Raw genomic sequence first — 11,674 nt, forward strand, 5'->3', positions numbered from 1 at the left:
CGTAGAGCCACTACGACGCCTCGTCGCGCCTTGCCGGACACCGCGCGGGACGCACTCCCGGGGCCGTTCAACTGCCGGATCTAGGCTTACGCCGAGTCTAGCACCGGGCAGAAGACGTCGGCGGCAGCGTCACAAAGGGGCGACAAAAGAGACAAGACCGAAACAAACTCGCGGCTCAGCCCGGTTTTGCGGGGACAAACATATACCCGTGCCCCCGAACCGTACGGATGAGCGCCGGATGCTCGGGGTCGAGTTCGACCTTGCGTCTCAGGCGGGCGATGCGGATGTCGATGCTGCGATCGTAGGGGGACCAGTCGCGATTCCGGGTGATCGAGAGGATCTGATCGCGGGTCAGCGGACGGTTCGGGCGCTCGACGAACATCTTGAGCAGCTCGAATTCCATCGAGGTCAGGGGCAGCTCGGCGCCGTCCAGATCGAAGAGCTGTCGGGTATCGAGATCGAGCTGGCAGCGTCCCAAGGCGATGCGTCGCGTCTCGCCCTCGGCGAGGGGCGTCGCACCGGCGGACTGGGGTGCGGTTCGACGATAGCGGCGACAGATGCCCTTCAGCCTGGCCTTCAGCTCGCGCAGGTCGAAGGGCTTGGCGAGATAATCGTCCGCGCCGACCTCGAGACCCACGATCCGGTCGAGGGTCTCTCCGGCGCCCGAGACCATGATGATACCGATGTCCAGCCGTTCCCGAATGAAGCGGGCCAGGGTGAGTCCATCCTCGCCGGGCAATCCGACGTCCAGGAGAGCGACCTCGGGCGCGTGCGTCTCGAGCAATCCGCGGGCGGCGCCCGCATCCGCCGCGCACAGGACCCGGTAGCCCTGTCCCGACAGATAGTCCTCGATCAGGTCGCGCCCGTCCGGGTCGTCGTCCTGCTTTCGGGCTGTTTTGTTTCTGTATCGCTCTGCATCGGGCCGGTGTCTTTGCCACGCCCGTGCCCGGCTGGTGATGCCCGGCGATGGGTCCGATCGGAGTACGACAGCAAACTTTGCGCCGCATGGTTACAGATCGGGCAACCAAAAAGGGGCTTGCGCGAAACGCGGCGGATACGCTCGGGGCTTCGTCTCCCAACCCGTGCGGAACGAGGCGCATCCGGTGCCATCGTTGTGCTCCTCCCGCACGGTGGATCACCAAACTTCGGGCGGACGGCCGTGCCGGTCCGCCGATCCAGAGGAGAGATGCATGAACACCTTCACGATACCCTGACGCAGTGCATGGGGATCCGCAGCTAGGTCGTCACGGAGCCGGATGCCCGCTTGGGGACACTCTGTGTCTATCAGGCCGTGGACGAGGAGGCGCTCCGAGAGCATCAGCTCGATCTGATGCCTAGAGTTGTCGGAGCTGGCGTGGCCAATCCAATTCAATCCAATCAACGACGCATACCGCGCCGGGCGAGGTTTAGGTTGCGTTTTCCCCTTCTGCGACCCGGATGCGCTCCAGCTGCGTCCAGGCATCCAGAATACAGGCGACGGACCAAGCTTGCGCAGGACAGCCGCGCGGATGGTGCGGCGGGTCGCCGTCGAAGATCTCGCCGAGGGTGCCGACTCCGGCATCCCGCAGATGATCGGCGATCGGGGCGAGCCGCGCTTGGGCCGCCGTCGCATCGCCGGTCACCCGGTATTCCGCGAGGGCATAGTGACCCAGCAGCCAGGCCCAGACCGTGCCCTGATGGTAGGCCGCGTCGCGATTCCAGACATCCCCTTCGTAACGACCCCGATAATCGGGGTCTTCTTGCGCCAAGGAGCGCAAGCCGTAGGGACAGAGTAGGTGATGCGCGCAGACCTTCACGACCGCGGCTTGAGCGGGCGTCTCGAGCGGCGAGTGTGTCAGGCTGACGGCAAAGATCTGATTCGGGCGCATACTCGAGTCGTTGCCGTCCGGAGCGTCGAGGATATCGTAGAGTCCGAGACCATCCGGACGCACGAATCGGCCAAAACCGCTCCGCGTGCGATCCGCCGCGCCGCGATAGCCCTGCGGATCCCGCCCTAGACGCTCGGCGAAGTCGGCCATTACCCGCAGTGCGTGATACCAGAGCGCATTGATCTCGACCGGTTTGCCGATCCTCGGCGTCACCACCCAATCGCCGACCTTTGCATCCATCCAGGTGAGCTGCACGCCGGGCTCGCCGGCGTGGATCAGACCGTCGCTCGGGTCCATGCCGATCTCGTAGCGGGTGCCGTCGCGGTAGTGCGCGACGATTGACTCCAGGATCGCAAACACTCGGGCGAGCGCGGCGAGATCATCGGATGCCTCGATGTAGGCACGCCAGGCGTCGATGTACCAGAGTGCGGCATCGACCGTGTTGTAGACGGGCGTTTCGCCGGCGCCGGGGAAGCGGTTCGGCAGCATGCCGCCGTCGAGGAATCCGGCGAAGGTCTCGAGGATACGCTTGGCGATCTCGGGTCGACCGGTCGCGAGCGTCAGCCCGGGCAGGGCGATCATGGTGTCGCGACCCCAGTCGCCGAACCAGGGGTAGCCGGCGATGACGGACATGCCTTTGGCCTGGGGTTGCCGAGCGGGCAGGGCGTCGATCGGCCGCGCAATCAGGAAGCTGTCGGCGGCGAGGATGAGCTGCTCGATCCAAGCGGGGAGGTTCGGGATCTGCTGATGATATGTCCGTGCGGTCCGAACGAGCGCGCGATCGTTCTGCCTGAAGTGCTCCAATGCCTGCTCGGGATCCGGCACGGGGCCGGTCTCGGTCTCGGCCGCGACCGCGACCGTCGCCAGGACACCGCACCACGCGGTCGTGCTCGGGGACAGCTCGGCGAAGCCGACACGCAAGAGGTCTTGTCGATCCGTCAGCCCGCGTTCGCGCTCGCTCGGCAAGGCGAAGTGCTCGATCCATGCGCGCTCGATCCGCACGTGTCCGCCGACGGCCGTCAGGGCGATGTCGTGTCCGTCGGCACATCGCGCCGTCAAGCGCGTCTCGCCGTCGAGGGTCAGGATCGGATCGAAGTCGTCCTTGTGCCCGACCCGGTGATGGTCGTGATCGGCGAGCAGCAGGGCGACGCGCAGACGCGGCAGGGCGCCCGGGCGAGTCCGCAGAAGCCGATAGACCGACCAGACGCTGTCCTCGCCTGGCGGCATCCAGATGCGCTGCTCGACCAAGAGATCGCCGCAGGCCCAATGCCACACCGGCATGCGCCCGTCGAGGCGAAAGGAGTCGATCAGGACATGACCGGCCGGCTCGATGCAACCGTCGGCCCAGCGGTTGGTGAAGAGGGGCCAGTGTCGCTCCCCGTCGATCAGCGTCGCATCGAGCTTGGCGACCTGCAGGCGGCGTCCGAGCGGCGGATCGATCGTCGCGGTCAGGAGTCCGTGGTAGCCGCGGGTCAGGCTGCCGGCGACCGTGCCCGCGGCATAGCCGCCGCGACCGTTGGCAATCCACCATTCGCGGCGCTCTGCGCGCTCCAGGTCAGCTGGGGGGTTAGTCATGGGCGAACGCTCGGTGTGGTCGGAAGGGTTGTCGGGAGGGCTGCAAATTCGGCACGCCGGTCCACGACTGCGAGCATGATACGTGGCGCTCTAAGACCCCAATCCCGACCCTGCCTTTCCGGTTTACTCCGGTGATGAAACGCGACCCGACGGGCGGCGGAGTCGAGGTGGTCGGGTTAGGAACATCGGTGCGGAGCTCGCCGCTTTGGAGGCGTGAAGCGAGAGACTCGATGAGGCACGGTTGAGAAGACCGGCGTGCCTCGCTCACTCCGGCCATCGTGGAACAAGGCGCAGAACGCCAGGGGGTATGGGTGACACCGCAGAGCGGGTGTCATGAGCGATTGAAGTTTTGCTTGGCCGGTCCGAGCCGAGGTCGAATGAGCGACTCCATCCGACGTCGTCCACCCGACCTCGTCCAATGTGCCGCTCCGATCAAGCGTCTCGGGAACCACACGCTTGAACCCGGCACTCGCCGGACCCTCGGCCTCAAGGCCGGATATAGGCATAGCCCTTTGTTTGCAGCTCGGCGATGCGCGTCACCCCGCCCTGACTCACCTCGACGAATCCCGGCAGCAGCTCGTCGAGCTCGAGGTTGAAGACCTCGAGCGTATTTCCGCACATCTCGAAGGCGACGCCTTGCTCGCGCAGCGACGCCACACCGGAGCTGACCTTCTCGGTCGCCTCGATCTCGTTCAGCGCGTTCACTGCAGGGCCGTGGACGACCAGTACCATATTGATATGCTCGGGTCCGCCGACCCCGTCGATATGGTTCTGCATGTTGTTCAGCACGAAGGCCGCGCGATCCGGCTCCGAGAGGTGGTAGACGACATCGAGCTTCTCCGCCGCAGTCGCGACGGACGAGACACCGGCGACTCCGGCAAGCAACGCCAAGAGCGGAGCAGTTTTCATCGGAAAGTCCTCGTTTGATGGTTGATCGGCGCACGTCTTATGGCGCGCTCGACACACAGACCGCGCCGCAGAGCGGCGCCACGCGAGGTCTGCAAGCTCGACGGCCGGTCACAAGACCAAGCCTGCCGAGACCTACGCCTCCTTTCTTCTTTTTCTCGTTCACCTCAATCGCGTCAACGCCGTCATCCTCAACACCCCCGAAGCGTCCGGCCATCCAGCCAAACGCACCGCTCCCGCCGAGACGCGATTGAGCTTTAGAGCTCCTGCGACGCGAAGTCCGCCAATCGCGAACGCTCCCCGCGCAGCAGCGTAATGTGCCCGCTGTGTGGCCACTGTTTGAACCGATCCACCACATACGTCAGGCCCGACGTGGTCTCGGTCAAGTAAGGCGTATCGATCTGGCTGATGTTGCCGAGACAGACGAACTTGGTTCCCGGGCCGGAGCGGGTGATGAGCGTCTTCATCTGCTTGGCGGTGAGGTTCTGCGCCTCGTCCAGGATGATGTACTTATTCAGAAAGGTGCGCCCGCGCATGAAGTTGAGCGAGGAGATGCGGATCCGGTTGCGGATCAGATCATTGGTCGCCGCACGGCCCCATTCGCCGCCCTCGGGTTTGGTGAGCACCTCGAGGTTGTCCATGAGCGCACCCATCCAGGGCGTCATCTTCTCTTCCTCCGTGCCTGGCAGGAAGCCGATGTCTTCGCCGACCGGGACCGTCACCCGGGTCATGATGATCTCGCGATAGAGGTTGCGATCCAGCACCTGCGCGAGACCCGCCGCCAGTGCCAGGAGCGTCTTGCCGGTTCCCGCGGCCCCGAGCAGGGTGACGAAATCCAGGTCCGGATCCATGAGCATGTTGAGCGCGAAGTTCTGCTCGCGGTTGCGCGCCATGATGCCCCAGACGCCGTGACGCGGGACCCGATAGTCGTCCACCAGCTCGATGACGGCCTCGGTCTCGGTGCGTTTTTCGCGCACGATCGCCTCGAAGGCCCCGTCCTCGCCCAGATAAAGACACTCGGCGGGATACCAGTCCGCGATGTCCGGCCCGGCGACCCGATAGAGCGTGCGGCCCTCCTCTTTCCAGGCATCGAGCGACTTCTCGTGGTGCTCCCAGAAATCCTCCGGGAGCGCCTCCATGCCGGTGTAGAGCAGGTTGACGTCGTCGAGGACCTGATCGTTGGAATAGTCCTCGGCCGGGATACCGAGCACCGCCGCCTTGATGCGCAGGTTGATGTCTTTCGAGACGATAATGACCTGACGATCGGTCCGCAGCTTGCTCAGTGCCTGAGCGGTGCCCAGGATATTGTTGTCCGCTCCGCTGCCCGGCAGAGACGCCGGCAGCTTCAGATCGAGCAGCTCGGTCTGAAAGAAGAGCCGTCCGGTGGACGGCTGCGCGATGCCGCCGCCGGCCGAAACGGGGCCGATCAGAAGCCCCGCGTCGATCTCGTCCTTGTCCGCCCCGGACATGAGCTGATCGAGAAACCGACTGACCTGGCGAACGTTGCGCGCCACCTCGGACAAGCCCTTCTTCCCGTGATCGAGTTCTTCGAGCACGATCATCGGCAGGAAGATGTCGTGCTCCTGAAACCGAAAGATGGCCGTGGGGTCGTGCATCAGCACGTTGGTGTCGAGGATGAAGAGGCAGGTCTTGTCGTTTTCGCGTTTGATCATGGCATCGGCTACCGGAGCGCCGCACCGGAGCACTCGGCAGCGGCGCTCGATCGGGTGGAGGAGAGGATTTGCGCCTCTCGGCAGGGGCTACTCGGTTTCGGCCCGGGTCGCCGGGCCGCGTCCGGACCAACGTCGGTCCGCCGTGGATACGAGATGCCGCGACCTCCGTTCGGATGCGAATGGCCGGGACACCGCGAGGCTCGACCTAACCGGCGTTGAGTCGCCGAGCCGCAGCGAGCACGGCCGCGACGTGGTCCTTCACCTTGACCCCGCGCCATTCCTCGCGCAGCACGCCCTCGGCATCGATCAGGAAGGTACTGCGCTCGACCCCGAGGCTCTCTTTGCCGTACATCTTCTTCATCTTGATGACATCGAACGCCTTGCAGAGTGTCTCGTCCTTGTCCGACAGCAGATCGAACGGGAAGGACTGCTTGGCCTTGAAGTTTTCCTGGGCCTTGATGCCGTCGCGCGAGGCGCCGAGAATCTGCGTGTCCGCCGCCGCGAAGGCATCTGCCGCATCGCGAAAATCCTGGCCTTCCTGCGTGCAGCCGGGCGTGCTGGCCTTGGGGTAGAAATAGAGGACGAGATGCTTGCCGCGGTAGTCGGAGAGCTTCACGCTCTTCTCGCCCGTGGCGGGCAGCTCGATATCCGGGATGGTTTCGCCGATCGCGACGTTCATGCTGGGTGCCTCCACTCTCGAGTGATGATGCGGTCACGCGGACTTGGTGGCGGCCGGAGGTATTTCACACCCTCCGGCGCAAGCGCAAAACGGGTCGTGCACTCAGCCCTTGATCGGCTCGAGCACTGCGTCGAGGTTCAGACCGTCGCAATAGTCCATGAACTCCTCGCGCAGACCGGCGATGTGCATGTCGGACGGGATCCCGACCGTCATGTGCACCGCGAACATGGTGGTTCCGGTGTGGGCGGCGGCGTAGGTGGAGGTCGACATGTCCTCGATGTTGATCTTGCGCTCGGCGAAGAAGCCGGCGAGATTGTTGACGATCCCCGGGTGGTCCATCGAGACCACGTCCACCGCATACGGAAGCAGGCTTCTGCCGGTGGCGCGCTCGCCGGTGCGCTTTGAGATGATCGTCATCCCGAGCTGGCGCTCGAGCTCGGGGAGTGCATTCTCGATCTTGGCCAGCGTGTTCCATTTGCCTTCGACCAAGAGGATCGCCGCAAACTCGCCGCCGAGGACCGTCATGCGGCTGTCCTCGATATTGCAACCGTGCTCGAGCACGGTCTTCGAGATCTGGTTGACGATACCCGGGTGGTCTTCGCCGAGTGCCGAGATCACGAGGTAGGTCTTCTGCTTGGTCATATCCTTGTCGAGGTTCGCGGGTTACAGATACCGCTCGGAGTGTAGCATGGGCCATCGGAACCCTGCATAGGGGTGCCCGGGCCGTCAGGAGGGCGAACCCTCCCGCGGCTCGCTCGGCCCCCGCAAGGGATACCAGGTGTCGTCGCGTGCGGCCGGCAACAGATCGCGCCTCAACTGCTTGAGGGCCTCCGAGGTTCGCGCGGCCCCGCCGGCGCCGAAGGGATCCTCGGAGTCGAGCACGTCGCCGAGCTCCGCGTCGATCTGATCCGGATCCTCTCCCGCCTCCATGCGACGGATCGCCTCCGCCATCCCGTCGCCGAGCTTCAGACCGGTTGCCTCGAACAGCTTGCGCATCGTCTGCGCCGCCTGCTTCGGGTCGTCCTGATCGAGATTCTCCAGCTCGCCGGCCATCGAGGCGAAGGCGTTCATCAACTTCGCCTCGTCCAGACCCGCAGGCAGATCGTCGTCCCCCGCGTCCTCGCCACCCTCCGCGCGCCCGCGGCTGATCGCGAACAGGCTCGCCTGACGCCCCAGCTCCGGTCGCCCGCAGCGCGGACACGCCGGATGCGTCTCGGTGTCGACCCGACGCGAAAAGAAGTTGAAGATGGCATGGCAGTCGGGGCAGTAGAACTCGTAGACCGGCATGGTGTTGTCTCCATCGAATTTCTCGGCGCATTCTACACGCGATGTCCGCCTCGCGGACCGCGCGTCGCAAGGTGCTCGCGACGCTGCGACGCCCCTCGTCGTCGTGTGCCGCAGCGACGAACGCTATCCCGACGCCTCGGGACATGACCGGTGAGAGTCGAAGCTCAGATGTCTATCGTCGATAAGAACAACGCTCTGTATTCCTTGCTCGTTGCGCTGATCCTACTCGTATCGACCGCCCCCGCGGCATCTGCGCTCGTCGGTCCCGGCGATGCGCGTCGCGGCGAGCGCAGCAGCTTCGAGTATCCCGAAGTCCCTCAACACCATCGCCACATGCGGCGTCTGCTGAACAACGCCTTCAGCTACGTCGATCCGGCGCACCGGATCATCGACCCGGTGTCCGGCTATCCAGCCGAGGGCTGGAATCAGGAACCGGCAAACGGACTCTTCCTCCGCGAATTCACGCAGCTCACGGCGATCGGTGCCTGGATCGAGCTGCTGGCCAACATCGCCGCAGGCTACGCGGACAACCCCTATCTCTCCCGAGATGCCGCCCTGGACGGACTTGCGCTCGCGGTCGCGACGCTCGGCACCGATCAGCGCGATCCGAACCTTGCCGCGAGGGGATTGCTGGCGAATTTCATGGGGTTCGACGGCGGTGAGCGCCAGGGCCCGCTGCTGGAATCCATCGAGCGACGCCGCTTCATCGACACCTTCGGCGAGCGCGACGGGAACGCGATCTGGTCGGCACTCCTGGAGAAAGGGTGGCTGCAGGAGGAAGACAATGGCCGAAAAGGCAAGATCCAGCGCCGCGAAGGCTACGGGGCGCTCCATTTCGACGGGGCGCTTGCCCCCTATGACGACCCGTCTCGGCGAGCCGCCATCATGGGGCTACTCGATCAACGTGTGGTCACCATCATCTTCGGCGACAACGCCAACCTGACGGCTGCTTTGGCCAGAGCGATCGGCGCACTCCTGCGCCCCGAGATCCGCGACGCGCCGCAGGCTGTTGCCCTGCGGGACGCGATGGAGCGCTTCATCGAGGCCCAAAAAGACGGCTACGCCCATCTGTTCGATCCGCAGACCGGAACCTTCGTGTTCGGCTGGGACGCGACGGCGGATCGGTTCGTCGGCTGGGACGACGGTCGGGGCAACTGGGTGACCGGGCAGATGAACTATTTCATCAACGAGTTTCGCGGACCTCTCATGTTCACGGTACTGCGCTACGGGCTGCCGGTCGCGGCGATCCGCAACGCCGGATTCAAGATCAAGCCCTACCGACAGGCCGACGGACGCGACACCTATGCCTTGGCCGCCTGGGACGGCTCGGCCTTCCAGTTGCTCGGGCTGTCACTGTTCATGCAGGAGCACCGCAACCCGGCATGGCGCAGAGGTCTGGAGACACTCGTCGACATCGAGCTTGATTTCTCGACCCGACATGGGCTGCCCGGACTCCTCTCGGAGGCCTACAGCGGCAAAGGGACCGAATACACCGGCCTGATCGGGATCGGCGACATCGCGGTGACCGATGCTCCGCTCGACACGCAAGCCCCGTCGCTCTATAGCCTCGGCGTTGCCTACGGGATCGCTCCCGAGCAGGTGGAGGGGTTTCTGCAGGCCGAGTGGGCGCGCATCTCGACCCTCTTCACCGAGCACGGTCCATGGGAAGGTTGGAATATGGCCACCGGGGAGGTGATCCCCTTCCAGACGACTGTCCACACCCTGTCGTTGATCCTCGGGGGAATCAACACCGCCCACGCCAACATGCGTCGCTATCTCGACGCGATGAACCTCTCCGGCCAGCTCGAAGCGCTATACGCGCCGGGGCAGCGAATCGACTTCTTGGCCGACGAGAACCGGATCGTCCCCTGGACCGCGCTCAAGGATCCGATCGCCTTCTCGCGCGACGCGGGGACGCCCCGTTTCGCGTCGAGCATCACCGGAAGCGGAGGGCTCGCGTTCGTTCTCCCGGAGGGCCGCACCGCGAGCCTGTCGAACGGTACGCTCTCGATCCGGTTCGGCTCCGCGACCGAGATCAAGGATGCCGTGCTCTCGTTCGAGCGCGCGAACGACGATCTACTGCCGCCGCCTGCGATCCCCGTCGAGATCCTTGCATGCCTCCCGCAGACCGAAGACGGCACGATCGAGGTCGTCCTCCCGGCGACGCCGGCCCTGCATGGGATCTCCAAGGTCTCGCTGACCTTCCGCAGCGACGAGCAGCCGGCAGCGGTCGATCTTGCCGTTCGAGCGTTCGAGTTCGTTCCCTTCGAGGCTGCGCTAGAGCCGTGACGGTGCGGCGTTCACACCGGCCTGTTCGTGTTGTTGGTTGAAACGGTTCCTTGCGCAATTGAAGGCGTGCGGTTTGAACTGCCTGCATACCGCGTTTTCGTCGGGCCATCGCGGATGGTGTACGGCGAGGCATGGCGAATGTGCTGACGCTGCAGCCGTAAGACGCGAGGCGGGTGATGTGTGCGGCCGATCAGGCTGTCCGTTGACTTTAGTCCAAGCGGCGGCGATCCGGGCCGCGAAGAGCACGTCTGCGGCGGTCATGAGCGGGGAGGTCCAACGCGTCCACCGGCCGCCCCATCAGATAATTCGGCGAGCCCTAGACCGTTGCATACGGCGCTTCTGGTCGTCTCGGCTGCATGAGGCCCTGGCAAATTCGCCGGGGAAATCCGTCCGAAGATGACGATGACGAGCCGCGAGATATGGCTTCAATGAGGCCCCGGCAAATTCTCCTTGGCGAAGCGCCAGAGCCAAACCTGAATCAGCGGTTGCCAACTTGCCCGATCGGCTTCCTTGAGCGCAGCGAGATAGGCTCGGGTCTCGTCGCCAGGCTCCGGTGTTGGATCCATCGCGGGCAGTTCCAGTCTCCGCAGCAACTCGGCGATCAGCACGCGCGTGGTTCTGCCGTTGAAGTCTTCAAAGGGATAGATGGAGAGTAGCCTGCCCTCGGCGAACGCGAGCAGCTCCGGAATCTGGTCGTCCGATGGACCGGTCAGTACAGAGAAGCGGGCCTGGAGATCCTGACAGTAATCGCGCATCAATATTGGAACTTGGGGGAAACTCGGGGCCTGGTGGTCGCTGACGCGAACGTCGACCCGTCGCCAGCGTCCGGCCATCTCCGGGGTGAGATCCATGCAGATGCCGGCGTGCAAATCACGCAACAGATCCTCGTCGAGCGATCGTTCGGCGAGGTCATCCTCCGCGATCGATTCCTCCATGCGCTCGACATTTCGGGCGAGATATGGCGCAAGCTGGGTGTAGCTCAGAACGCCCAGTGTCGTGTTCACATCGCGCGTTGCTCCATGAGGCGCTGTAGTTCTTCCTCCAGCATCTTCTCGTCCACCGGTTCGCCCTCGAAGGCCATGCTGCGGGCGACTTTCCGCGGGATTCGGCTCAGCCGAATCCGACGTCTCTCCTCCGGCGTCAGCTTCCGCCAGTCGGAGACGATCTGTTTCCAGTCGGTCTCTCCCATGAGGTTTCTCCAGCAAGGGGTCTTGTGTGGATAGTTGCGATGCGCGCTGGTCCGCCGCCCTAAGGATGGCCTCCAACCAGGCGAGTGTGAAGGGGCCGTGTCGATCGAGAAGTCCGAGTACCCGGTCGGTCCACGCCGCGCCGGTCGTGGGGCTGATGCCGGCCGCGGATGGAGTCAGATCAATGATCCTAAAAAGAGCAGTTGACGC

10 protein-coding genes are annotated in these 11,674 nt (G+C 64.5%); 1 reads left to right on the forward strand and 9 read right to left on the reverse strand.

Annotated features, from left to right (window positions below; translation table 11 throughout):
• Positions 1 to 175: 175 nt before the first annotated feature.
• The 7 genes from B4N44_RS08410 to B4N44_RS08440 form a co-directional block, all read right to left on the reverse strand.
• The gene (locus B4N44_RS08410; RefSeq protein ID WP_296699328.1) at positions 176 to 958 is read right to left on the reverse strand and encodes a winged helix-turn-helix domain-containing protein; all 783 of its coding nucleotides are present in this window, start codon (positions 956 to 958) and stop codon (positions 176 to 178) included.
• A gap of 448 nt (positions 959 to 1,406) precedes the next feature.
• Positions 1,407 to 3,443 carry an amylo-alpha-1,6-glucosidase gene (locus B4N44_RS08415; RefSeq protein ID WP_296699297.1) on the reverse strand — a complete coding sequence of 679 codons (2,037 nt, stop codon included), beginning with the start codon at positions 3,441 to 3,443 and terminating at the stop codon, positions 1,407 to 1,409.
• A 486-nt stretch (positions 3,444 to 3,929) separates the two neighbouring features.
• Entirely contained in the window at positions 3,930 to 4,352 is a 423-nt protein-coding gene (locus B4N44_RS08420) for a DsrE family protein (RefSeq protein ID WP_296699300.1), read from the reverse strand.
• A 254-nt stretch (positions 4,353 to 4,606) separates the two neighbouring features.
• Positions 4,607 to 6,022 carry a PhoH family protein gene (locus B4N44_RS08425; RefSeq protein ID WP_296699302.1) on the reverse strand — a complete coding sequence of 472 codons (1,416 nt, stop codon included), beginning with the start codon at positions 6,020 to 6,022 and terminating at the stop codon, positions 4,607 to 4,609.
• 205 nt (positions 6,023 to 6,227) lie between these two features.
• On the reverse strand, positions 6,228 to 6,701 hold the full coding sequence (locus B4N44_RS08430; RefSeq protein ID WP_296699305.1) for a peroxiredoxin: 474 nt from the start codon (positions 6,699 to 6,701) through the stop codon (positions 6,228 to 6,230).
• A gap of 102 nt (positions 6,702 to 6,803) precedes the next feature.
• Complete coding sequence (locus B4N44_RS08435; protein WP_296699308.1) at positions 6,804 to 7,343, reverse strand: glycine cleavage system protein R; 540 nt, start codon at positions 7,341 to 7,343, stop codon at positions 6,804 to 6,806.
• Positions 7,344 to 7,427: 84 nt separating this feature from the next.
• Positions 7,428 to 7,988, reverse strand: coding sequence for an FmdB family zinc ribbon protein (locus B4N44_RS08440; RefSeq protein WP_296699311.1), 561 nt, complete (start codon positions 7,986 to 7,988; stop codon positions 7,428 to 7,430).
• Between the two features lie 168 nt (positions 7,989 to 8,156).
• Here B4N44_RS08440 and B4N44_RS08445 point away from each other — a divergent pair, with 168 nt between their 5' ends.
• On the forward strand, positions 8,157 to 10,277 hold the full coding sequence (locus tag B4N44_RS08445; protein WP_296699316.1) for a hypothetical protein: 2,121 nt from the start codon (positions 8,157 to 8,159) through the stop codon (positions 10,275 to 10,277).
• Positions 10,278 to 10,702: 425 nt separating this feature from the next.
• Here B4N44_RS08445 and B4N44_RS08450 read toward each other — a convergent pair whose 3' ends face one another.
• Positions 10,703 to 11,281: a Fic family protein gene (locus B4N44_RS08450; protein WP_296699320.1), complete on the reverse strand. Its 579-nt coding sequence runs from the start codon at positions 11,279 to 11,281 to the stop codon at positions 10,703 to 10,705.
• A complete protein-coding gene (locus tag B4N44_RS08455; protein WP_296699325.1) occupies positions 11,278 to 11,466 on the reverse strand; it encodes a hypothetical protein in 189 nt (62 codons plus the stop codon). Before B4N44_RS08455 ends, B4N44_RS08450 begins: the two co-directional genes overlap by 4 nt.
• Between the last annotated feature and the right edge of the window lie 208 nt (positions 11,467 to 11,674).

The organism is Thiocapsa sp. UBA6158, assembly GCF_002423035.1.
Classification (GTDB): domain Bacteria; phylum Pseudomonadota; class Gammaproteobacteria; order Chromatiales; family Chromatiaceae; genus Thiocapsa.